Here is a 22,800-nt window from a genome sequence, read left to right as displayed (position 1 = left end):
GCAACGCTGTTTGCCCGCCGATCACGGGATCGCCGACATCGCTTCGGCCACGGCCGCAGGCGACGCCGTTTGCGATGTGCCCGGCTCCTGACCGACGAGGCAGCGGATCAGCTCGCCCATGTTGACGCTGCCGATCTCCTGACCGTCTCCAGACACGACAGCGGCCACGGACGCGTTGGCGGCCGATAGCTGCCGCAGCGCTTCCTCGACGGTCGTGCCAGTGGTTATACGAACGCCGGACTTCACCGACACTGACGGCGGCGCAATGACCGCATCGACATGGATCACTCTTGCGCGGTTCACCTCCTTGACGAAGGCGGTGATGTATTCGTCGGCGGGCCTGAGCACGATATCGGCCGAGGTACCCTGCTGGATCACCTCGCCGTCCCTGAGGATCGCGATGCGGTCGCCGAGCCGCAATGCTTCGTCTAGGTCGTGGGTGATGAAGACCACGGTCTTCTTCAGCTCCTTCTGCAGGTCGAGCAGCACCGTCTGCATGTCGACGCGGATCAATGGATCGAGCGCCGAATAGGCCTCGTCCATCAGCAGGATTTCGGCATCGTTGGTCAGCGCGCGGGCAAGGCCGACACGCTGCTGCATGCCGCCCGAGAGCTGATTGGGATAGTGGTTGGAAAAGCCGTCAAGACCAACGCGCTTGATCCAGTGTTGCGCGCGCTCCTCGCGTTCGCCCTTCCCCACGCCTTGGATTTCAAGGCCGTAGACGGCGTTCTGCAACACGTTTCGATGAGGGAGCAAGCCGAACTTCTGGAAGACCATCGCGGTCTTCTTCTGGCGGAACTGGCGCAGCTGCTCCTTGTCCATGCGACAGACATCGACATCGCCATAACGAACCTCGCCTGAGGTCGGGTCGATCAGGCGGTTGATGTGGCGGATCAGCGTGGATTTGCCCGAGCCCGATAGCCCCATGATGACGGTGATGCCGCCGCCGGGGATGGTGATGTTGATGTCCTTCAGGCCAAGGACATGGCCGTGCTCCCTGTTGAGCTCGGTCTTCGACATCCCCCGCATGACGGGTTCGACGAAATCGCGAGCGCGTGGGCCGAAGATCTTGTAAAGGCTGCGAATATCGATCGACTGGCTAGCCATGGACGACCTCCCGGTGCTTCTGCAGACGCAGGCCGTAAGCCTGGCTGATGCGGTCGAAGATGATGGCGATGCCGACGATGGCGAGGCCATTGAAGACGCCGAGCGTGAAATACTGGTTGGCGATGGCCTTCAACACCGGCTGGCCGAGACCCTGCACGCCGATCATCGAGGCGATGACCACCATGGCGAGCGCCATCATGATCGTCTGGTTGATGCCGGCCATGATCGTCGGCAGCGCCAGCGGCAGCTGGACATTGCGCAGCTTCTGCCAGCTCGACGACCCGAAGGCGTCGGCTGCCTCGAGCACGTCGCGATCGACCATGCGGATGCCGAGATTGGTGAGCCGGATCATCGGCGGCAGTGCATAGATGACGACGGCGATGACGCCGGGCACGCGGCCGATACCGAGCAGCATGACGACGGGAATGAGATAGACGAAGCTCGGCATCGTCTGCATGACGTCGAGGATCGGGTTGACGATCTTCTGCAGCCGGTCCGAGCGCGACATGACGATACCGATCGGGATGCCGATCGCGATCGAAAGCACGGTGCAGACGAAGATCATCGAGACCGTCTTCATCGTGTCTTCCCACATGTCGAAATAGCCGATGAGCAGCAGCGTGACGATACAGCCGACGACGATCCGCCAGCTGCGCGTCGCCAGCCACGCGATTGCGCCGATGAGCGCGATCACCAGCGGCCATGGCATGCCCGTCATCAGGCGTTCAGCCCAGATCAGAAAGCTTTGCAGCGGGCTGAACAGATTTTCGATGCCGCTGCCGTAGCCGCGGGTGAAGGCGCGAAAGCCCTCGTCCACGCTCTTTTTCAAGGCGCGCAGCATATCCTCGTCCATCGACGGAAATTTCCAGAGCCAATCCATGTCGGTTCCCCATGACAAAATCGGCGGCGGCTTTGATTATTGTTGGCCGTCTCGCCGGTGTGTAAGCGGGCGGCCATCCCGTAATCGGGCCGCCCGCTGTCGATGCGGCGCTTAGAGCGAAGCCTTGATCTTGGCGGCAACCTCGGGCGAAACCCAGGTGGTCCACATCGCTTCGTTGTTCTTCAGGAAGTACTTCGCACCTTCTTCGCCGCTGGCTTGGTTGTCCGACATCCAGGCAATCAGCTTGTTGACGGTGTCGTTGGTCCAGGCGCGCTTGTTGAGGTAGCCGACGACATCGGGGCCGGCACGATCGGCGAAGGTCTTGGTGACCAGCGTCTCGACATTATCGGCCGGCCATGCGTTTTCCTTCGGATCGGCGCAATCGGCAACCGAGGTGCAACGCTTCCATTCGGCGGCGTCATATTCGGCGCCGTAGCCGAGCTTCACCATCTCGTACTTGCCGAGAAGTGCCGTCGGCGCCCAGTAGTAGCCGACCCATGGCTGCTTGGCTTCGTAGGCCTTGGCGATCGAGCCGTCGAGGCCGGCGGCAGAGCCGGTGTCGACGAGCGTGAAACCGGCCTTGTCGCCGCCGTAGGCCTTGAAGAGCTGCGCGGTCACGACAGTGCCGCCCCAGCCCTGCGGGCCGTTGAAGACGGCGCCCTTGCTCTTGTCTTCAGGCGCCGGGAAAAGCTCCGGATGCTTCATCAGGTCGGGGATCGTCTTCACGTCAGGATGCGCGTCGGCGAAATACTTCGGAATCCACCAGCCCTGGATGGCGCCATCGGAGAGAATCTTCGCCGCTTTGATGAACTTGCCGTCGGTCAGGCCGCGGTTGACGATCTCGGGCTGCAGGCTGACCCAGGCCTCGGGCGCGATATCGGGCTGGCCCTTTTCGGCCATGGAGGTGAGCGTCGGGACGGTATCGCCGACAACCAGTTCGGCCTTGCAGCCGTAGCCTGCCTCAAGGATCAGCTTGTCGATGTTTGCCGCCACTTCAGCGGACTGCCAGTTCATGTTGGCGATGGTGACATCACCACATTCGGCGGCGGATGCAGCACCGCCAAGGCCAAGCAGGCCGGCGGCGAGGACGGTGGAAGCCAAAAGCATTTTCATTTTCTTGTTCCCTCTGGTCGCGGTGCAACGTGAACCCGGGCGCCAGCAGCACCGCGTCCGCCAGCCTCCCCATTGAGCCGTCATTGGCCCGGCATGCGCCATTCCGATTGCGTCAAAAAATGGCGCATTGGAGCTTTCTTTCAATGTTCTCATGTAACGTCAGTCGCAATAAGATCATCCTTGTCGCACCTGATCTCAAAGAAGTGATGCGAAGCGGAAGGCTTCGTAGATCGCCGCGTGGATATTGCGGCTCGCCACCGCGTCACCGATTCGAATGAGATCGAAGCGGCCCTCCGGATTGCGCTGCCGCAACGGCGCTCGTCTTGCGATCAAGGCGCCGTAATCGACGGCCCCCAGATTGCGCGACAGCGGCTTCAGCTCGAAATAGAGATCGGCATTGGCCATCGTTCCGTGCTCGACGACGACCTGCGACACCCGGCGCTCCCACGCGGTCGCTTCGGCATAATCGGAGCCGAGAACGGCGACCAGCTGGTTGCCATCGCGGTGCACGGATTTCAGCCGCGTGTTGATGGTGACCTTGACGTTCTTCTCGGCGAAGACCTTGGCATAGGGCACATGGTTCATGCCGCCGATCTCCGGCGCGAAGAAGCGCTCCGGCGATACAAGCTCCAGCTCGGCGCCTGCACCGGCAATGACTTCGGCCGCCGACATGCCCGGATGAGCGCCGTTGTCGTCGAACAGAAGCACGGTCTCGCCCGGCTTCGTCGAGCCGGCCAGGATATCCCATGTCGAGGTGACCAGCTCATCGCCGGCGTCGAGCGCAGGCGACTGGGCAATGCCGCCAGTCGCCACCACCACCAGATCAGGCTCGAAGGCCAGGACATCGTCGCCGCCGGCAAAGACGTTGTAGTGGATCGTGACACCGAGCCGTTCGAGCTCCTCCAGGCGCCAGTCGATGATCCCGACCATCTCACGCCGCCTTGGATTGCGGACCAGTAGATTGATCTGGCCGCCAGCCTCGCCGCTCGCCTCCAGAATGTCGACCGTGTGGCCGCGCTCGGCCAGCACGCGGGCGGCTTCAAGCCCGGCCGGCCCGGCGCCCACGACCACCGCCCGTCGCTGCGACGCGACTCGAGCGATCTCGTGCGACAGTTCCGTTTCGCGGCCCGTCACCGCATTGTGAATACAGAGCGCCTCGCCGCCCTCATAGATGCGATCGAGACAGTAGGTCGCGCCGACGCAGGGGCGGATGCGCGCTTCCTCGCCGGCTTCGATCTTTCTCACGATATGCGGATCGGCGATATGAGGCCGCGTCATGCCGACCATGTCGAGCTTGCCCTCGGCGATCGCGTGCCGCGCGGTCGCGACGTCGGAAATACGGGCGGCGTGGAAGACCGGAAATTTCGTCGCGGCCCTGATATCGCCGGCGAAATCCAGATGCGGCGCGGACGGCATGCCCTGGATGGGGATGACGTTGTTGAGCGCCGCGTCGCTATCGATATGGCCACGGATGACATTCAGAAAATCGATCGACCCGCCGGCGACGAGCCGTCTCGCGATTTCCACGCCCTCCTCGCGCGACAAGCCCTTGTCCCATTGCTCGTCGGCGACAAGACGGATGCCGACGATGAAATCAGGACCAACGGCCTTGCGCACGGCCTCCGTGACCATCGTCGAAAAGCGCATGCGGTTCTCGAGCCCGCCGCCGAATTCGTCCTCGCGGACGTTGGTGGCCGGTGACCAGAAGCCATCCATCAGGTGGCCATACGCTTCAAACTCGATGCCATCGAGGCCGGCGGCCTGCATGCGTTGCGCAGCCGAGACATAATCGTCGACGATCCGCTCAATGTCCCACTCTTCCGCCTCCTTGGGAAAGGCGCGGTGGGCGGGTTCGCGGATCGGGCTTGGCGCCAGCACCGGCAGCCAGTCGCCCTTGTTCCAGCCGGTGCGGCGGCCGAGATGGGTAAGCTGGATCATCACGGCCGTGCCGTGTTCATGACAGTCGTCGGAAAGCCGCTTCAGCCATGGTACGATCTCGTCGCGATAGGCGTGCAGGTTGCCGAAGGCCGGCGGCGAATCCGGCGAGACGACCGCCGAGCCCGCCGTCATGGTGAGCGCGATGCCGCCCTTGGCCTTTTCGAGATGATAGAGCCGATAGCGATCGGTCGGCATGCCGTCTTCCGAATAAGCCGGCTCGTGCGCGGTCGACATCAGCCGGTTCTTCAGCGTCAAATGCTTCAATTGGAATGGTTGAAGTAGGGGATCCTGCGAAGCCATCGATCTGCACCACCAAACAAGAGAAAGGCCGATCTTCCCTCAAAACGACGCCGGGTGCGATGAACAAAAACGCCATGAAACACCCCCAATGCGTCGCGCGGTGTTTTTTGCGCGACGCGTTGGTCGTCGGCTGGTCACTATATGAGCATCACCTCATCTGAAATTATCAGCGGAACCAAATCTTACGGCCCGCGTTAAGGCCGCCGATGAGGTGATGCATGACTGATGAAAAGCTCTGGAAGAGACCACTCACAATCGCGATTGGCTCCGTGAAATACGTGGTGAAAAGCACGCGCGACGCGGCCTGGCTGCTGGCCGACAAATGGCCGGTTTTGACGGGTGAATCCTTTGTTCGCGCGCTCAAGGCCTGCGCCGCTGTGCTGGAAGGAAAGCGTGGTGTCGGCCACGCGAGGCAGGCCCTGATCGCCGCAGCGCGAGATGCCAACCTTCAGATCGAAGGCTGACTTTCACGTTTAATTGAATCGAAAGCGCCAGCCGAAAACACGGCTGGCGCTTTTTCTTTGCGAGTTGGCGTCTCGCTTAGTGACGTCCGGCCGTCTTTGGCTGCGCACGATGATCGAGCAGCCTGACGCCGAGCGACACGATGGCGAGCAATCCGCCGAGAACGGTCACGGCCGGCCATGCGCCATAGCCCCAAGCAAACGTCGCAAGCGCTGATCCGGCGGCACCGCCGAGAAACATGCCCGTCATGAAGATCGTGTTCAGCCGACTGCGGGCCTCGGGGTCCAGCGCGTAGATGATATGCTGATTTGAGACCAGCGCGCTCTGAATGCCGAAATCGAGCACGATGACGCCGATGATCAGCGCTGCGATCGACCACCACACGCCGAAGACGATCCAGGCGACGAGCGTTAAGAGAGCACCGAGCCACACTACGAAATGCGGGCCGCGTTTGTCAGCAATACGGCCCGCCACCGGCGCCGCAAAGACGCCGACCGCGCCGACGATACCGAACAGACCCGCGACATCAGCGCCAAGGCCGAAACGTGGGCCTTGCAGGTAGAGCGCCAGGATCGTCCAAAAACTGGTGAACGACGCGAAGAGAGCTGCCTGCACGAAGGTTGCCGTGCGCAGCGCCGGATGCTGCTTCCACAGATGAGCGAGCGAACGGATCGCGGTGTGATAGCGCATGCGCGAGGTCGGGCGATGGTTCGGCAGGGCCGCAAACATCATGACTGCGGCCACGAGTGCCATCGGAACGCCGATCCAGAACATCTCGCGCCAGCCGGCATGCTCTCCGACGAAACCGGACAGGGTGCGGCTGAACAGGATGCCCGAGAGCACGCCCGCCATCACAGTACCGATCGTGGCACCTCGCTTTTCAGGCGATGCCAGCGAGGCCGCGAAAGGTACGATCTGCTGGGCGACGGTTGCGCTCGCGCCGACGACGAGAGACGCCGCAACCAGTGTCCAGGCCGTGGGCGCGATCGCCGCAAGCACCAACGCGACGGCGAGTATCAGGAACTGGCCGATGATCAGACGCCGGCGGTGAACGAGATCGCCAAGCGGGAGCAACAGAAGCAGCCCGAGCGCGTAGCCGAGTTGGGTTGCGGTGGGGATCAGTCCGGTGGCGGATTGGCCCGGAAAATCGGCTTCGATGATCCCGAGCATCGGCTGGTTATAATAGATGTTGGCGACGGCGATGCCGCTGGCCGCGGCCATGGCGAGAAGGCCGATCTGGCCTATGCCGGCCGATGTCGCACCCCCCGGCCTTTCGATTGTGGTGACGGTGGTCATGCTGTTTGCCTTTCTGGCTTCAGAAGATGGGATCTATCTATTATTTTCTCGCATCTCGCGGTACTGATCGAAAATGTTCAGCCTGAATATCGAAAGTCGATATAATGAATACCGAGGACGTCAGGGTTTTCGTCGTTGCGTCAGCCGCGGGCAGTCTCTCGGAAGCAGCGCGGCGCCTTGGGATCGCGCCGATGGTGGCGACCCGCCGTCTCGCTGCGCTTGAGGCGGTGCTGGACGTAAGGCTGATGCATCGAACCACGCGGTCTCTTTCGCTGACGCCGGAGGGCGAGACCTTCCTGCCGTTCGCCCAGGCGCTGGTGGAAAACGAGGATGAGGCCAAGGCCCGCCTGCGGACGGATGGTGAGGGCGCAGCGGGATTGTTGCGCGTCTCGGTGCCCATCGCCTTCGGCCTGAAACTCGTCATGCCGCTCGTGCCGAAGCTTCTGGACGACAATCCGGATCTCAGGATCTCCGTCGACATGAATGACGGTCTGCCTGATCTCGTTGCCTCCGGCACCGATCTCGCGATCCGGATCGCGCGGCTGAAGGACAGCAGCCTGATCGCCCAAAAGCTCGCCGACAATGCGCGGTCGCTGGTCGCCGCACCCGCTTACCTTGAGCGGCACGGCGCACCGGTGAACACGCACGATCTGCTTGAGCACGATTGCCTTCCGATGACCGGCGTCACGCACTGGACATTTATGGGCAGCGGCATGCAAGGCGATGAGGAAGCGCATGTACGGTTAAATGCCCGCTTCTCGTCGAGCAGCATCGCCGGTTGCCACGCCGCCTGCCTTGCCGGCGGCGGCATTACGCTGCTGTCCGACTGGAATGTCGAAGACGATATCCGCGCCGGCCGCCTGGTTCGCATCACGCTCGAGGACGCTGTACCCGAAACCAACGCGATCTGGGCGGTTTACCCGACGACCCGGCTGATCCTGCCAAAGGTACGGGTTTTCATCTCCGCAATCCGATCGGCGCTTGCCGAACAGACCGCCTGATCCAGTTGCCGGATGCTCCGGTATCGGTGGCGCTGGTGCCGCGCACATCATAGATCCCCGTCCCGCTCGTGCGTTAGAAGCCGCGGTCAAACAGTCAGCGCAACCTCGTATCCCACAGCTTCGCGCTTGGCGGCCGGGCGAAGGCGGAAGCGGCGCCAGGCGCTGGGGGTCGTGCCGGTTGCGCGGCGGAAAATCCGCGAGAGGTGCGCCTGATCGGCAAGGCCGCAATCGAGCGCGATCTCGCACAGGGGCGCATCGGTGGAAAGCATCAGCTGCTTGGCGCGCTCGACGCGCTGGGCGATAACATAGCTGTGCGGCGACAGACCGAAACTCGTCTTGAAGGCGGCCGAGAAATAGCTGGTGCTGAGCCGTGCCAGTTCCGCCAGTTCGTCGATCGCCACGGTCCGCGACATGTTATCTTCGACGTACCGCTTGACCCGTGCCACCTGCCACGGCGCCAAGCCGCCCGATGCCGCTCTTTCGCGCGGTACCGCATTGGCCGAGACGGCTGGGGTTGGCTTCAGCAGCATCGAGGCGCGTTTGACGAGATCGATGGCGATCGCCTCGTCCTGATCGACGCAATGGATGGCGCGTGCGAGGAGCCGCGATACTTCGGAGGAGGCCTGCTGAATGACGCCGAGGGCGCCGATGTTCGGCTCGTGGTGGTCCATCGCAATCATAGCCGTCGCCTGCATCGTCAATCTCCGTCCTGAAACCGTTGAAGTGTGATTTTCTGGGTTCATTCTGGTGACGGGAACGCGCGGGTGAAATCCTACTATGATCAAGTTTGCATAGACCTGGGTCTTGTGGGGGCATACCTGGGTATAGTTGCCCGCGCACGGAACGACTGCATAAGTCTCGTGAGGACGCATCGAATCCCCCATGCCAGGCGCGGGAAGCCCCTGATCGCGGGCTCGCAGGAAGCGATTGCCAACAGCCGAAGTCGCCCGCATAAATTCAGCAAACGAGAGGAAGAACCATGTCGCATACTTGCAAGCATGTTCGCCTGGTCCGCGACGTCCGCCCAAGGACGCGCGGTTGTGAAGAGTGCCTGGCGATCGGTCAGGCCTGGGTGCATCTGCGACTGTGCCGGGAATGCGGCCATGTCGGCTGCTGCGATCAGTCGATCGGCCGACACGCCACCGGCCATTTCCATGAAACCGGTCATCCCGTCATGGAAGGCTATGATCCGCCGGAGGGATGGGGATGGTGCTATGTGGATGAAATCATGGTTGACTTGCCTGATCAAACCGAACAGGTAGGGCCGATCCCGCAATTCTACTAGGTCTTGCCAAGGCCGTGCGGATCCCGCGCACGTCAGACCGATCCGCCCCTGGATCTCACGCATTTTGAATTCAGATGGGAGCCCATACATGGCCAAGGTGCTCGTGCTTTTCGCCCACCCCGGACAGCGCCATTCGCGCGTCAATATCCTGATGGCCAAGATTGCCGGCGGCATCGAAGGCGTGACTTTCGTTGATCTCTACGCCGAGTATCCCAAGCTCGATATCGACATCGACGTCGAACAGGCCCGGCTGCTGAAGCACGACGTGATCATCTTCCAGTTTCCGATCTACTGGTACTCGACCCCTTCAATCCTGAAGGAGTGGCAGGATCTGGTGCTGGAATATGGCTTCGCCTACGGCCACACCGGAGACAAACTGGCGGGCAAGCTCTTCCTGCCTGTCATCACCGCCGGCGGCCCGGATCACGCCTATAGCGAACAGGGTAGCAACCATTTCCGTCTTCGGGCGCTGCTGTCGCCACTGGAGCAGACGGCAAATCTGTGCCGGATGCGCTTCGTCGCTCCGTACGCACTGTTTGCCGCGCACGATGCGCGTGGCGATGGCCGGGCAGAGCCGCATCTGGAGGGCTACCGACGGCTGCTGGAGGCTCTGCGCGATGAAACCTTCGACATCGACGCCGCCGCCGGCATGGAATTGCTGAGCGCCGAGACGCTTCCGCTTCGTGAGAGCACGCCCCATGAATAGCTTCATCTTCCAGGCCTTCATCTATCTGCTCGCCGCCGTCGTCTCCGTGCTGATCGCCAAGCGGCTGGGGCTCGGCTCCGTGCTCGGCTATCTCATCGCCGGCATCGTCATCGGCCCGGCCCTGCATCTTGTTGGTAACGAGACGCAGGATCTGCAGCATTTTGCAGAGTTCGGCGTGGTGATGATGCTGTTTCTCGTCGGCCTCGAGCTGCAGCCGCGCGCGCTCTGGGAGATGCGTGCCAAGCTGCTCGGGCTTGGTGGGCTGCAGGTGATCGTCACCTCGCTGGTTGTCATGGGCTGCGCCATGCTTCTCGGTCAGGTCTGGAGCGTCGCGCTGACCATCGGCTTCATCTTCTCGCTGTCTTCGACTGCGATCGTCTTGCAGACGCTGGGTGAAAAGGGGCTACTGCGCTCGTCGGGTGGACAGGCAAGCTTCTCGGTGCTGCTGTTCCAGGATATCGCCGTCATTCCCATGCTGGCCTTCATCCCGCTTCTGGCGCTGCCGGAGCTTGTGCGCCATCCGCTCGGCAGCAATGCCGAGAGTGGCGGCCACCACTCGTTCAGCCTCGTCGAGGGATTGCCGGGCTGGCAGGTGACGCTGGTGACGATCGTGGCCGTCGCCTTCGTCATCGCCGCCGGCCACTATCTGTCGCGCCCGATCTTCCGCCTCATCGCCCGCTCGAAGCTCCGCGAAATCTTCACCGCTGCCGCACTCCTCCTGATCATCGGCATCGCGCTGCTGATGACCGTAGTCGGCCTCTCGCCGGCGCTCGGCACGTTCTTGGCCGGCGTCGTGCTCGCCAACAGCGAATTCCGGCACGAGCTCGAGAGCGATATCGAGCCGTTCAAGGGACTGCTGCTCGGCCTGTTCTTCATCACCGTCGGCGCCAGTATCGATTTCTCGCTGCTCTATGCACAGGTCTGGGCCGTGCTCGGGATCACGCTTGGCGTGATGGTGCTCAAGGCGATCGTGCTGATGGCGCTCGCCTTCGTCTTCAAGCTGCGCGGCACCGACCGCTGGCTTTTCGCGCTGGGGCTGGCGCAGGCGGGCGAGTTCGGCTTCGTGCTGATCTCGTTCACCGTCCAAAGCGCCGTGCTGCCGCCCGATCTTGCGGCGATCCTTTTGCTCGTGGTCGCGGTCTCCATGTTGTTCACGCCGGCGCTCTTCATCATCTTCGACAGGCTGATCGTGCCGCGCTTCGATCGCCGGCAGGAGGACGAGGCTGACGAGATCGCCGAGCCGGGCTCCGTCATCATTGCCGGCCTCGGCCGTTTCGGGCAGATCGTCAACCGCATGCTTCTCGCCAATGGCTACAAGACCATCGTGCTCGACCACCAGGCCGATGTCATCGACGGCCTGCGCAAGTTCGGCGTCCGCTCCTTCTTCGGCGACGCCAGCCGGCCGGACCTGTTGCATTCGGCGGGGCTTCACGAGGCCAAGGTACTTGTCGTCGCGATCGACGATCCGGAGCGGGCGATCGAGATCGTCAAGCATGCGCGGCGGGAGAACCCGCATATCCACATCATTGCCCGCGCCTTCGACCGCACCACCGTCTACCGGCTCTATGAGGCGGGCGCGCACGATATCGTCCGCGAGGTGTTCGACAGCTCCGTGCGTGCCGCCGGCTACGCGCTGAAGGGCCTCGGCATGCATCCTTACGATGTCGAAAAGAGCAAGGCCGTGTTCGTCCGCCAGGATGTCCGAGGCCTTCGTCAACTCGCGCCTCTGTGGCGAGAAGAGGTCGAGGTGTTCGACAACAAGGAATATATCGTCAAGGCCAAGGAAATCGCCGACCTGCTGGAGCAGGCGATGATGGGCGACCGCAGCGCGCTGGGCGAAAAGGCCGAACGCGGTTGGACGCCGCCCGATATCGCGGCGGAACAACTGGAAAAGAACATCGATTGAGCGATCAGCGAGCCGGCGTTTGAGCCGGCCTCGCCATACTCATCGCGCGGTGGTGGCGTTGAGTTCCGGTTCGTCATGTTCGGCATGGCGCTGGCGTTCAAGGAACTGGTGGATCGCGGCGATGACTACCGAACCTTCGCCGACAGCGGAAGCAACGCGCTTGACCGAACCGGCGCGGACATCGCCGACCGCGAAGATGCCGTCCTTCGAGCTCGCATAGGGTGAAGGCGGCGTGTCGCCCACAGTAGCCATGCCGGTTTTGACGAAGCCGTGCTGGTCAAGATCGAGGCAGCCGTCGAGCCAGCCCGTGTTCGGGGACGCGCCGATCATGACGAAGATGCTGGTAACAGGCAGTTCGTGGCTCTCGCCGGTGAGGTGATCGATCCACGTCACGCCATCCAGCGTCTTGCCACCATGAAGCGCCGTGATCTCGGCCTGCTGGTAGAGGCTGATGCGCGGCGATCTTTGAATGCGCTGGACCAGATAGTCGGACATCGTCGAGGCGATGCCGCTGCGCATCAGCATATGTACGTGCTTGACCGTTCGCGACAGGAAGACGGCAGCCTGGCCCGCGGAATTGCCGCCGCCGACCACGACGATGTTTTCATCCGCGCAGACCTGGGCCTCCATGGCCGTAGCCGCATAGTGGATGCCCTGCCCTTCGAACTTGTCGTAGTTCAAGACATCGAGCTTTCGATAGCGCGCACCTGTTGCGATCACGATCGAGCGCGCGCGCAGCGACGTCTCGTCATCGAGAAAGAGGCGATAGGGGTGCGAGGAGCAATCGAGCTTCATGACCTCGTGCGAGACCGAAATCCTCGCGCCGAATTTCTGCGCCTGAATATGCGCCCGGCCGGCGAGCGCCTGGCCGGAAATGCCGGTGGGAAAGCCGAGGTAATTCTCGATCTTGGACGAGGTTCCGGCCTGCCCGCCCGGGGCGAGCGTTTCCAAGACGATGGTGCTTAGGCCCTCGGATGCGCCATAGACCGATGCGGCGAGGCCCGCCGGGCCAGCGCCGACCACGGCGACGTCGTAGACCGTGTCTCTCTCCGGCGGCTCGTTGATCCCAAGCAGATCCGCAAGTGCGGCGTTGGAAGGACGCGACCAGACCTTCCTGTCGGGCGTCACCACGACAGGAAGCGCATCCGCTGTCACCGCCAGGCTCTGCATCAGCGGCACAGCCGCGGGATCGACGACGGCAACAGGATAGAGGTTACGCGTCAGGAAGCGCTGGATGCGGAGAACGTCGGCATGATGCCGGTCCCCGATCAACAGGACGCCACCCTCCGAATGACGCACGAAGCCGGCGCGGCGCAGGATATAGGCGCGGATGATCGTCTCGCCGATATCGGGTTCGCCTGTGATGAAGGCATGAAAATCTCGGTTGGTGATCCGCAGCAGGCGCGAACCGGATTTTGCCAGCCCCGACAGGAGCATGGGTCGTTTTGTGAAGATGTTCTGTTCGCCGGAGAACTGGCCGGGATGATAGGTGAAGACTAGGCGGCGACCGCGTCTGACATCATCGATGAACAGCTCGATCTCTCCTTCCAGCACCAGGAAGAAATCGATGCCGCGCTGGCCGCGCTCGAAGACGAATGTGTCCTCGGCCACCACCTCTTCTCGACCGTATGCCTTGGCGCGCTCGATCATCTCGACGGACAGGACCGGGAATGTCTGCGCCTGGCGCAGCCATGGATCAGTCGGGTCGATGGGCGTGGCAATCATCATCCGTCTCCGTCGCGATGGACATCCCCGTTGACGGGATGCCGCGGCTTCCATTCAGGCAGTGGCTCATCGGCCGCCGCCATGCAGCATAAAGAGATTGCCGCCGCAGGATTGAACGAATGGATCGTCTTTGCAAGGATCGGGACATAATGCGCCATTGCGGGCACTGCCGACACAGGTCTTGGCGGATCAGCCCTTGTCGTCGCCTTTCGGCTCCATCGATTCCCACCGGCGCTGCTTGCGTGACTTTGGTTTCAAGCTCTTCCAGGTCCGATCCAGGAAGCGAAGGAAGCGGGTGACATCCATCAGGCGATCGACGATCGAACTCAGGTTGCCGAGCCGTTCGTCGATGATCTCATTGGCGGTGAGCTCGATATCGGCGGGTGTGAATTCGGGAAAGTGCGCGGAGAGATCCGCATAGGGGTTGGACGCCTCGCGCCCGACAATGTTGATCTTCCCCTTGCGGAACATCAGGCGCAGCAGCACCTGCTCGAATGTCCAGTCGTGAACATCGAGAACCTTGTAGCGCTCGCTTCGCTTCGACGAAAAACCCGCCAGGGTGATCCTGGTGCCAAGATTGAGCGTCGTCAGCCAGAAGCAGAGCGCAAATCCCGTCGTTGGCACGCTGGCGCGAGGGTAGAACGGAGTGAAGACATCCGTCAGATCGAGGTGCCTGACATGAACGTCGCCGAAATCCGATGCCGGGCTCAGCTGCTCCTCGGACCCGGCCTTGATATTCACGACACCGTGGAAGGTGCGCGTGTCGAAATAGGGCAGCACCTTATCGACCTTGCCGCTCTTGACGAGATTGGCGCCTAGCGTTCCGCTTCTTGAGAAGAGCATGGAATGGCGGGTGAAAGGCTCGCTCAGAACCTTGAAGACCTTGTTGAAGAAGATGAAGAGCGTTGTGTCAGGAAAGCGCTTTTTCAGCTCCTCTATATCCACTTCATCGCTGTTTGCGACCAAGACGACATCGCTATAGTCCGCCAGCAGCGACCTCCATTCCTCCGCGGCAGCCGCAGCAGGGTTGGTCGTCTTGAATTCGGGATTTCCATCCCTGTCAATCATCGTTCCCTCCCTGTCATGTCGGCCCCTCTTGTGTCGGGCAGGGCACGCTTTTTGACCAAGCGCGCGGGCGAGCCCACATAGACACCAAACGGCTCCGTCGCTCCCTTGATGACGCTATTCGCGCCGATGACGCAGCCGTCGGCGATGTTGCTGCCGGCAAGCACCTTGGCGCCCGCACCGATCCAGACGTCCCTGCCGATTTCCACCCTGCCCTTTTTGATCGGCTGATCTTTGATAAGGACCGTGGCGTCCTCGTAGCTGTGCTCGAACGAGACGATGACGGCATGTGCCGCGATCCTGGTACTGTCGCCGATCCTGACACCGCCATGTCCCAGCACAATCGAGTAATCGTTCAGCGAGACATCGTTTCCGATCTCGATCTTGCCGCTCTGCGCATCGAGGACCACACCACATTGAGTGAAGAGCCGGTCACCGATTTCGATTTCGCCGTGCCGATAGCGAAGCTCTGGCAAATACCGCATATTCGGTCTCGTCCCGATCCGGAGCGCCCCGCCCGACAAGGCGGCCCGGAGGCTGACGAGAAAACCGAGGTTCACGGGTCACACGGGTGCGAAATGCGGGTCGAGCGCGCGTGCCTTCTCAAGCCAGACATCCGCGTATTCGACGTCCTGCCAATTGTGAAACCACGGGCCGCCGTTGGTATAGTGGACGGCCTTCGGGAGACCTTGGGTTGGCTTCGTGCTCCAGCCCTCCAACCAGTTCCATTCTTCGGGGATTTCGCCGATCTCGCTGTCCTTCGCCCATTGCAGGCGGTGAAGATAGGCGCCGGTCTGTGAATTGACGAGCTCGGGTGTCAGCTGGCGGGTGGACGGGTGCTCACAATTGAACAGCATGAACGAGGACCAGTTTTTGCGGGGATAATTGGTCTGCACCTTGCCATCCATCTTCACGCCCTCCTTGGGAGTGTAGTCGTGATGGACGCAGGCCACGGCCTTGCTGTCATCCTTGTAGCGCAGCAACTCGGCAACATCGCCGAAGAACAGGAAGTCGCAGTCGCAAAACAACGCCCAGCCTTTGTAGTCGGCAAGCCACGGCGTGAAAAAGCGGGAATAGGTAAACTCGGTCGAAGCCAGAGGGTCGACTTCGCGGGTGTAGACACCCTGATCGACGAGTTCCTGCAGCTTTATGGGGTGAACCTCGACATCAATGGATGCGTTTTTGAGCAACGTGGCCTTGGCAACCTGGTAGGCAATATCTTCGCGGGAATCCCATCCAATATAAACTGCTAAATCCGCCATGCATTTCCTCCAAACGTCAGCGCGAAACAGTCGAAGTTAAGGATTTGGAATGCTGAATGCTAAAGTCAACATCTGAAGGCGATTGCAGCGCCCCGAGGCTCAATTTCACTCCATCGCTGCCGGCGATCCCTCAATTGAGCCCGTGACCATTGCCACGTCGAGCTCAAAGCGACGGCCGATTTGTCGAAATGCAATCACTGATGGCGCGATGTCTGCAATATTGGCGCGCATGCGCCTGCCTACTCTAGCTCACCCCATCGTAGCAATATTCAGCACGAATCCCAGGTTCGCGCAATGGCTGTGTCACGTCGAAGTCACAACACCCAAAGGCGCGTCTGTGCTTAGTTGGTCCGGTCGCCGCAACAAGAGCATCGATCAGCAGCAGGTTCGGTATGACGTTCAGCGTAAGACGAATTGATCAGGCAGAGGCGCTGTATGGCGCGAATATCCTAGTTCAGGCCTACGCCGAGCCCCCTTGGGAAGAGGCTTGGACAATGGAGAATGCCAGAAGGCGGCTGGTCGAACTGTGTTCGCCATCGGACGCCGTCAACCTTGGGGCTTTTTATCAGGGGCAACTCGTCGGCTTCGTATTCGCATCGCCGCATACGTCGGCAATCGGCACTGGCCTATATGTCGCGGAGATTGCCATCTCGCCATTGCATCAAAGAATGGGTTTTGGAACCGCCCTGCTCTCTGATGTAGAGCGCACCGCGATTCAACTAGGCTATCCGCAATTATGGTTGGTCTCGCGCCAGGTGGGCGGTGTCGCAGACTATTACAAGACGAACGGCTACAGCCGATCCAACGCTTTGTGTGTCTATTCCAAAATGCTCGGCGCGACTGTCTTGCAAGACATGTAGCTCAGGGTCGCCGATCGCGCCGGGCTCACAAAATCAGTGCGTGCTGCGGCTGTCCGTCGTCGTCGCGAGATAGGGCGCAACGATCTCCATGTTCGGCGAGGCGAGAATCTCCCGATTTACCGCTTGTATCGCGAGTTCGAGCCAATGGACGGCGCCGACAAGCTCGACATCCTCGGCCGCGTAGCGCGCATAGCTAATCAGCCGCGCGAGTGCCGCGAGCTCCTTGATATCCTCTGGCGATCTCGTGTTGTCGCCGTGATCATCCCCGTGGTCTTTAGGCTTCGCACTCATGTTTCTTCTCCGCCAACTAAAGGCAGCATAGGCTTGCGACGCGTGCGGCGCCCGTGAATAAAGTGTGAAACAACTTGGGGGCGGTATCACACGCCGATCGTTTGCAGCCAGTGGGATAGGCTCGCTAGAATTGAAACGCTTTTGAAAGGGCCCGGCTTCCGAACCGCCGCGCCCGCTTTCCATCCGGATTTTCCAACTCCGGTATCAGCACCTTTACCACAACGAACGGAAGATCCGGGGCGCTTAGCTTCACTGTAGCCACCGTGTTTATGCTTGCTGCACGCAGCCTGTCCAACGTATGGCTCAAATACTGCTGCAGTGACTGCCCTGCGGGATGGGAAAATGGTGCAGGCGCAACAGGTTCGCTCAAAAAGCTGTCGCGCAGCTGTGCAGGCAACAGCGCTCGAAAAGCTTCGGGCGCGATATCGTCACGCGCGCCGCTGATAAATGTCAGCCGCGATTGTGCAGCCTCGGTTATCGCGCGAATGGCTGCACGGACAGGAGAGGGGTGCGCGCCGCTTCCACCCGTCACTTCCAGGAAACGGACGGACGAGTCCGACAGGATACCTCGCGGCCCCAGCAAGGCGGTGAAGCACGGAATGCCGACATCGCTGGTTATGTCGAATAGTTTAAGGACAAGACCGGCGGCTGCGATCTTTTCCACCAGTCGAAAGAGAACATCGTCGCCGAACAATGCGGGAGCCACGCATCTCGACCGCCTGGAGCAGTCATCGCCTATCTGCCAGAGCACATATGCGTCCCGTTCGATGCGTTCGAGCATGCCGTGCAAGATCGCTTCGTCGTGGCTGTTTCCCGACGCCAGTCCATCGGACGACATCCAGAAGCGCGACTCTCGTGTGCGGTTCAGGACAACAGCCTCGAATGGGACATAAATTGGGACGTCTGATATCAGTTCGCGCCCGATCACCCAGTCCACCGGCTCGTCCAGACCTATATCCGCCTTATGCAATCCAGTTAGACAAGCAACCGTCGTCAGCCTATGCCCTTCGTCCTGCAAATCGCGCGCGGTTGCCCGTAATGTTGACGCCGCCGGCCGGCTCGCCACGGCTCGCTCGAGCGCCTCCATGATTGCCGAGACTTTGGCATCGTCGTCGGATACTCCCTTGCCCTGCGCCACGACGGCGGATGGCGCGTTGGGCGCGTAGGCGCACCAGACGGGCATGCCGATATGATCGAGGCCCGTGTGGCGGGCCACGCGCGTTATGCCGAATTGTGCCAGAAGCGGCGTGACGCGAGATAGCGTCTCAGATGCCGGCATGATCCGATCCGAATAGCGTGATTGTTCGAGAATAGCGGTCACCTGGCCTTGTGAAACAGGCGAATCGACGACGGTTCGTACTTCCAGCCGGATGGCGCCATTCTTCTAGTTGCCTTCGAGCTCCGCCTGATCCGCGCCGTCGCGATCATTTATGACGATGCCAGAAGAGCCAAGGCTGCGCGTCAAGGCCAACAGCTTTTGGCGGACGTTTGGGTCTTCGATGGCGATGAACGCCTTGCCGAGAGCAAGCCCCTCCTTCGAGGCCATGAACGCAGCGACAGCATCGGTCTCCGGGCGGTTGCCGTCGTCACCGGCGCTGGCAACGCCATTTTCGAAGAAATAGCCGACGGTTACGCCGAATATCTCCGCCATGCGCAAAAGCCGGCTGGCGCCGATGCGGTTGATGCCTTTCTCGTATTTTTGAATCTGTTGAAACGTTATGCCCAACGCTTCTGCGAGGCTAGCCTGGCTCATGCCGAGCATCTTGCGGCGCAGCCTTACTCGTTCCCCGACATAGCCGTCGATCGCGTTCGTCGATTTCGCCTTCATGGCGTCCCTCGCCTGCAATATTAGGAATGTTGACGCATAATGAAGCCACTGCGAAAAAATGCAACTAAAAGTAAAGACGTGGCAAAAAATCTTTACTCGCCGTCCCAAGCGTTGCACAAGCCGTCAATATTCAGTCTCTGACGCCGCACGCCCACTACCTCATTGAGAGAGTTTTGGCGTTAAGGCCACTTTAAATAGTGTCACACCGATTTCACGGGAACCGCGAGGCTTACCCTCTATACTATTATGTGAAGATCGGGGCATGCGTGTGGCCATGGTCGCGTCGGCGACTATTCGCGCCGGAGTAATCTGGACACGGACCTTCGTTTCAGGCGCAGCACATTGGGGACAAACGCCATGCAAATACCTGCCATTGAAATTAGTCATGCTGATCGATTGTTGGCTTGCCGTCAGCAGATCGAAGAAGCCGTTCACCAGCTGATTTTTGGCGAAAAGCGGGTGGATTTCTCCCCGGCTGAGATAGCGATGGCCATCGCCGATATTGCCGACGACTATATCCTCAGCCTCTCCAAGCAGAACCGGGCGGCGACGCACTAAGCATCAGAGGTCAAGGTCCGGTATCCGGCGCCTCTCCCGCTATCTCCACTGTTAATGCCGCAAGTCGACGCGCGTTTTGCTCTGTGACAACATTTTGCGGTGAACAGTGGTCGAGGCGGCCTTGTCGGCCACACTATTTTCGTAAATATCGAATTGGTAGACTACCGCGCCGAACTCACAGTGAGTTCTGGTGCGCGTCATGTTTTCGATGAGAGCGGCCATCGGCATTGACGCAGGAACACGCGCGCGAACAGAAGTAGACATCTTGAACAATTCGTTCCGCGCCGCCAGCGCCACCATGAGCCCTACGCTCAGAATATTCGGCTGTCTTCTGTGGCTGCTCGCTTCATCAGCCTTGCTGGTGGAGAGCGATACCTATCGCTACGCATGCGCCATTCTGGCCATCATCGCGCTAGTTTATTACACAAGGGAGCCGGTACGTCCGCGCACAAATTGGCTTGGCTGGCTCTGCATGGGCTGGGCGATCTATGTTCTGGCACGCTTCGCGTTCCTCTACATCACGACCGAACATCATGATGTTGGCGGGTCCGACTGGCTCTTCGCCTTCCCATTATTTTTCCCGATCCTCGGGATCGCCTTCGCGATCTATGAAGGCGAGATGGAGAAGATCATCGCTGCGTTCTTTGTCGTTGCACTTGTCATGCTCGCTGTCACGGTGACTTTGACGATCGGCACGATCGCCACCGGCGTTGCTGTTCGCCCGCTCATCATGAACAATCAGATCCATGGCGCGGTCGCCTGCGGCCTCATTTTTGTGATGTCAACCTTCTGGCTTCTGCACTATCTTACGACTCCCGATGTCGATCGTCGGTTTGCGCATCTCGCCTACGTGGTGTCGCCGCTTATTCTGGCTCTGTGCGTGATTGCGATTTATGGCGCAAAGTCCAAGGGGGTGTGGCTCGCCATGGCCTTCACGCTACCAGTTCTCGCCATCATAGGCATGCGCTACATAAAGGTGCGCGCGCGCGGTGGATTGGTGATCGCCGGCGCGGTCGCACTGCTTGGTGTCGGAATATACGCTGTTCGCCATAACCTCGACCAGACGGCCGGTCCGACGATCAAGGCGACCGCTTCGATGTTCAGCGGCATCGTCGGCAGTTCGAACGGAGCAGACACGATCACCCAGACCATTCAATCGGGCAACACGCCTGTCGCGATGGATGAGCGTCTTCAGCTATGGTCGAATGGATGGGAACTCTTCTCGTCCGCTCCGGTTTTCGGGTGGGGCAACGAGTGGCTGGAGCGCTGGAAGCACACGCACTACGCTAATGTTTCCTATACGCTGTTGCACAACGGATATCTGGAAATACTGGTCCGGTTCGGCCTGTTTGGAGCCTTCGTCATGGGGCTAATCCTGGCGAGCTTCATCGTCTTTGTCTGCAAGGCCTACCGCCAGGGCATCATTCCACGCGCGGCAATGCATGCCTATCTTGTCTGCATTTTCTTTTTTGCGCTAACGCTTCTCAGCAATTCCAACAATAGACTGGCGATTGGCGAAAGCCTTGCCCTCGTGACATCCGCGTTTGCATGTTGGTGCAATCTTCGTTTGCGGCCAGCACAGGCCGATGTTCCGGACTTGCAACCCGCGATCCGCTAGCATTTCGCGAGCGCGACCTAATGCTCGCCGAGTGACCTGTGCATCAGTGGGCGAGCCCCGCGCTTACTTTAGCGCGGCGTCGCCTTTTCCCTTGCCCATGACGGAGCCGAGGATCATGGCGATGTCGTTCCAGAGGCTGGCCGTCTTGACATATTCGGCATCCGCCGTGGCAAGTTTCTCCGGGGTCGACATGTCGATACCGGCGATTTGCGCCAGACCGGTTATGCCCGGGCGAACAGCAAACACGCCCTTGGTTCTACGTGCGGCAATGACTTCCGGCTGGCTCGGCAGACATGGGCGAGGGCCTACCAGGCTCATCTCGCCTTTCAGTACATTCACAAGCTGCGGCAGTTCATCAAGCTTATAGGCGCGAAGCGTCTTGCCGATCGGTGTAATCCAGGCCTCGGCTGCGTCGTGGGAACCGACATCAGGCGTGCCGGCCGCCATCGTCCTGAACTTCAGACAGGTGAATGGAACCTCGTCTCGGCCCACCCGCTGCTGACGGAAAAAGGCGCCACCCGGCGACGAACGCCTGACCATGATGGTGAGCACAAGCAACACGGGAGACAATACGACCAGGCCACCCGACGCCGCGCAAAGATCGAACGCCCTCTTGATCCCCTGGTTGAGCTTGCTTGTCATATCAGTCCTTAGTGGGTTTTGCGGGGCCAAGTGTTCGCGACAGTGCGTCGGTCATCTCGAATGGTGGTGTCCAGCCCAGCCGGCGGCTGGTTTCCGAGATGTCGACTTCAAGCGAGCGCGTCAAGCGGTGAATCAGCTCGGCCTTTCCAGTCAACTTTCCAGCAAGCTCCAACAACGCCGGCGGAAACGGCAGCAGCGGGGCCGATGAGCCGGTTGCCGCAGCGATCATGCGCACGAGTTCGGGTGTCGATGGGCTCTTGCTATCGGCAACCATGAACGTCTTGCCAGCGGCATCCGGGTGGTTTGCAGCGGTCACGATCAGGTCAGTCAGGTTCTCGAGATAGACCATCGACCGGCGATTATCGATCAACGCGAAGGGCAGCGGTAAGCCGCGTTGCACAAGCCGCACCAGCGCCTGGAAACTTCCGCGCATGCCCGGGCCATAGACCAGCGGCGATCGAATGACGACGATCTGCATTTTCGTGCTGTTGCCAAGCGCGTGCAGCAATTGCTCGGCTTCGAGCTTCGTCCGGCCGTAATCACTCTCGGGAGCAGGCACATCCGCCGCCCTAAATGGCTTGCCGTTGGTCGTCGCCTCGCCGCTTGCCTTGATCGAACTCAAGAACACGAACCGTCTTGCACCCGCGGCGGCAGCTTGACGCGCCAGGTTGATCGTTCCCTCGACATTCACCGATCGATACTCGGCGAGCACCGCCGGTGACCCTTCGACGACATTCTGGTTGACGGCGGCTAGGTGGACGACGACATCGGCGCCATCAAGGGCGACAGACCAGTCGGTCGCGCCGTGAATATCTCCAATAGCAAGAAGCTGGCCACTCCCGTTTCTGCTCGTGCCACGAAACGGAATCCCACGTTGCTGCAATGTGCGCGCAAGCCCTTGGCCGACAAATCCTGAGGCGCCGGTTACCAGGAACATATCAGCCCCCAGCGGCACGT

The 22,800-nt window shown here is 60.7% G+C and carries 23 protein-coding genes; 8 read left to right on the top strand and 15 right to left on the bottom strand.

Annotated features, from left to right (window positions below):
* Window positions 1–21: 21 nt before the first annotated feature.
* The 4 genes from J5286_RS26085 to J5286_RS26070 all read right to left on the bottom strand — a co-directional run bounded on the left by J5286_RS26085 (window position 22) and on the right by J5286_RS26070 (window position 5,338).
* A complete protein-coding gene (locus tag J5286_RS26085) occupies window positions 22–1,107 on the bottom strand; it encodes a quaternary amine ABC transporter ATP-binding protein (protein ID WP_209192899.1) in 1,086 nt (361 codons plus the stop codon).
* Window positions 1,100–1,987, bottom strand: coding sequence for an ABC transporter permease (locus tag J5286_RS26080; protein WP_209192898.1), 888 nt, complete (start codon window positions 1,985–1,987; stop codon window positions 1,100–1,102). Before J5286_RS26080 ends, J5286_RS26085 begins: the two co-directional genes overlap by 8 nt.
* A 111-nt stretch (window positions 1,988–2,098) precedes the next feature.
* Window positions 2,099–3,100 carry an ABC transporter substrate-binding protein gene (locus tag J5286_RS26075; protein ID WP_209192897.1) on the bottom strand — a complete coding sequence of 334 codons (1,002 nt, stop codon included), beginning with the start codon at window positions 3,098–3,100 and terminating at the stop codon, window positions 2,099–2,101.
* 195 nt (window positions 3,101–3,295) lie between these two features.
* Window positions 3,296–5,338, bottom strand: a complete 2,043-nt coding sequence (locus tag J5286_RS26070) for an NADH:flavin oxidoreductase (protein ID WP_209192896.1) — start codon at window positions 5,336–5,338, stop codon at window positions 3,296–3,298.
* A 218-nt stretch (window positions 5,339–5,556) separates the two neighbouring features.
* Between J5286_RS26070 and J5286_RS26065 the strand changes: the two genes are divergently transcribed.
* Entirely contained in the window at window positions 5,557–5,802 is a 246-nt protein-coding gene (locus tag J5286_RS26065) for a DUF982 domain-containing protein (RefSeq protein WP_209192895.1), read from the top strand.
* A 76-nt stretch (window positions 5,803–5,878) separates the two neighbouring features.
* Here the strand turns inward: J5286_RS26065 and J5286_RS26060 are convergent, their stop codons facing one another.
* Window positions 5,879–7,096 (bottom strand): MFS transporter, encoded by a 1,218-nt coding sequence (locus tag J5286_RS26060; RefSeq protein ID WP_209192894.1) that lies wholly within the window; start codon window positions 7,094–7,096, stop codon window positions 5,879–5,881.
* A gap of 104 nt (window positions 7,097–7,200) precedes the next feature.
* Here J5286_RS26060 and J5286_RS26055 point away from each other — a divergent pair, with 104 nt between their 5' ends.
* Window positions 7,201–8,097, top strand: coding sequence for a LysR family transcriptional regulator (locus J5286_RS26055; protein ID WP_209192893.1), 897 nt, complete (start codon window positions 7,201–7,203; stop codon window positions 8,095–8,097).
* 86 nt (window positions 8,098–8,183) lie between these two features.
* Here J5286_RS26055 and J5286_RS26050 read toward each other — a convergent pair whose 3' ends face one another.
* Window positions 8,184–8,792: a helix-turn-helix domain-containing protein gene (locus J5286_RS26050; protein ID WP_209192892.1), complete on the bottom strand. Its 609-nt coding sequence runs from the start codon at window positions 8,790–8,792 to the stop codon at window positions 8,184–8,186.
* A gap of 284 nt (window positions 8,793–9,076) precedes the next feature.
* Here J5286_RS26050 and J5286_RS26045 point away from each other — a divergent pair, with 284 nt between their 5' ends.
* The 3 genes from J5286_RS26045 to J5286_RS26035 all read left to right on the top strand — a co-directional run bounded on the left by J5286_RS26045 (window position 9,077) and on the right by J5286_RS26035 (window position 11,994).
* A complete protein-coding gene (locus J5286_RS26045) occupies window positions 9,077–9,382 on the top strand; it encodes a UBP-type zinc finger domain-containing protein (RefSeq protein WP_209192891.1) in 306 nt (101 codons plus the stop codon).
* Window positions 9,383–9,470: 88 nt separating this feature from the next.
* Window positions 9,471–10,088 (top strand): NAD(P)H-dependent oxidoreductase, encoded by a 618-nt coding sequence (locus J5286_RS26040; protein WP_209192890.1) that lies wholly within the window; start codon window positions 9,471–9,473, stop codon window positions 10,086–10,088.
* Window positions 10,081–11,994: a monovalent cation:proton antiporter-2 (CPA2) family protein gene (locus J5286_RS26035; RefSeq protein ID WP_209192889.1), complete on the top strand. Its 1,914-nt coding sequence runs from the start codon at window positions 10,081–10,083 to the stop codon at window positions 11,992–11,994. Before J5286_RS26040 ends, J5286_RS26035 begins: the two co-directional genes overlap by 8 nt.
* A 39-nt stretch (window positions 11,995–12,033) precedes the next feature.
* Here the strand turns inward: J5286_RS26035 and J5286_RS26030 are convergent, their stop codons facing one another.
* The 4 genes from J5286_RS26030 to J5286_RS26015 form a co-directional block, all read right to left on the bottom strand.
* Entirely contained in the window at window positions 12,034–13,719 is a 1,686-nt protein-coding gene (locus J5286_RS26030) for an FAD-dependent oxidoreductase (protein WP_245206544.1), read from the bottom strand.
* 189 nt (window positions 13,720–13,908) lie between these two features.
* A complete protein-coding gene (locus J5286_RS26025) occupies window positions 13,909–14,787 on the bottom strand; it encodes a 3-deoxy-manno-octulosonate cytidylyltransferase (protein WP_245206543.1) in 879 nt (292 codons plus the stop codon).
* Complete coding sequence (locus J5286_RS26020; protein ID WP_209192886.1) at window positions 14,784–15,344, bottom strand: acyltransferase; 561 nt, start codon at window positions 15,342–15,344, stop codon at window positions 14,784–14,786. The genes J5286_RS26025 and J5286_RS26020 overlap by 4 nt, the downstream gene beginning before the upstream one ends.
* A 3-nt stretch (window positions 15,345–15,347) precedes the next feature.
* Entirely contained in the window at window positions 15,348–16,046 is a 699-nt protein-coding gene (locus J5286_RS26015) for a glycosyltransferase (protein WP_209192884.1), read from the bottom strand.
* Window positions 16,047–16,438: 392 nt separating this feature from the next.
* Here J5286_RS26015 and J5286_RS26010 point away from each other — a divergent pair, with 392 nt between their 5' ends.
* The gene (locus tag J5286_RS26010; protein ID WP_209192882.1) at window positions 16,439–16,906 is read left to right on the top strand and encodes a GNAT family N-acetyltransferase; all 468 of its coding nucleotides are present in this window, start codon (window positions 16,439–16,441) and stop codon (window positions 16,904–16,906) included.
* Window positions 16,907–16,939: 33 nt separating this feature from the next.
* Here the strand turns inward: J5286_RS26010 and J5286_RS26005 are convergent, their stop codons facing one another.
* From J5286_RS26005 to J5286_RS25995, 3 genes are all read right to left on the bottom strand, one after another.
* Window positions 16,940–17,197, bottom strand: a complete 258-nt coding sequence (locus J5286_RS26005; protein ID WP_209192880.1) for a hypothetical protein — start codon at window positions 17,195–17,197, stop codon at window positions 16,940–16,942.
* 124 nt (window positions 17,198–17,321) lie between these two features.
* Window positions 17,322–18,476 carry a YcaO-like family protein gene (locus J5286_RS26000; protein ID WP_209192995.1) on the bottom strand — a complete coding sequence of 385 codons (1,155 nt, stop codon included), beginning with the start codon at window positions 18,474–18,476 and terminating at the stop codon, window positions 17,322–17,324.
* Between the two features lie 105 nt (window positions 18,477–18,581).
* Window positions 18,582–19,025, bottom strand: a complete 444-nt coding sequence (locus J5286_RS25995; RefSeq protein ID WP_209192994.1) for a helix-turn-helix domain-containing protein — start codon at window positions 19,023–19,025, stop codon at window positions 18,582–18,584.
* A gap of 357 nt (window positions 19,026–19,382) precedes the next feature.
* Between J5286_RS25995 and J5286_RS25990 the strand changes: the two genes are divergently transcribed.
* Together J5286_RS25990 and J5286_RS25985 are read left to right on the top strand one after the other, a co-directional pair.
* Window positions 19,383–19,583: a hypothetical protein gene (locus J5286_RS25990; RefSeq protein ID WP_209192878.1), complete on the top strand. Its 201-nt coding sequence runs from the start codon at window positions 19,383–19,385 to the stop codon at window positions 19,581–19,583.
* A gap of 265 nt (window positions 19,584–19,848) precedes the next feature.
* Window positions 19,849–21,201 (top strand): O-antigen ligase family protein, encoded by a 1,353-nt coding sequence (locus J5286_RS25985; RefSeq protein WP_245206542.1) that lies wholly within the window; start codon window positions 19,849–19,851, stop codon window positions 21,199–21,201.
* 63 nt (window positions 21,202–21,264) lie between these two features.
* On the opposite strand, the gene J5286_RS25980 is transcribed toward J5286_RS25985, so the two are convergent.
* Both J5286_RS25980 and J5286_RS25975 read right to left on the bottom strand, forming a co-directional pair.
* Complete coding sequence (locus tag J5286_RS25980; protein ID WP_209192877.1) at window positions 21,265–21,843, bottom strand: sugar transferase; 579 nt, start codon at window positions 21,841–21,843, stop codon at window positions 21,265–21,267.
* A 1-nt stretch (window position 21,844) separates the two neighbouring features.
* Window positions 21,845–22,780 carry an NAD-dependent epimerase/dehydratase family protein gene (locus J5286_RS25975; protein WP_209192876.1) on the bottom strand — a complete coding sequence of 312 codons (936 nt, stop codon included), beginning with the start codon at window positions 22,778–22,780 and terminating at the stop codon, window positions 21,845–21,847.
* Between the last annotated feature and the right edge of the window lie 20 nt (window positions 22,781–22,800).

The sequence above is a fragment of the Rhizobium sp. 16-488-2b genome, from assembly GCF_017741815.1.
Taxonomy (GTDB): domain Bacteria; phylum Pseudomonadota; class Alphaproteobacteria; order Rhizobiales; family Rhizobiaceae; genus Rhizobium.
This window is presented reverse-complemented; position numbering and strand designations above follow the sequence as displayed.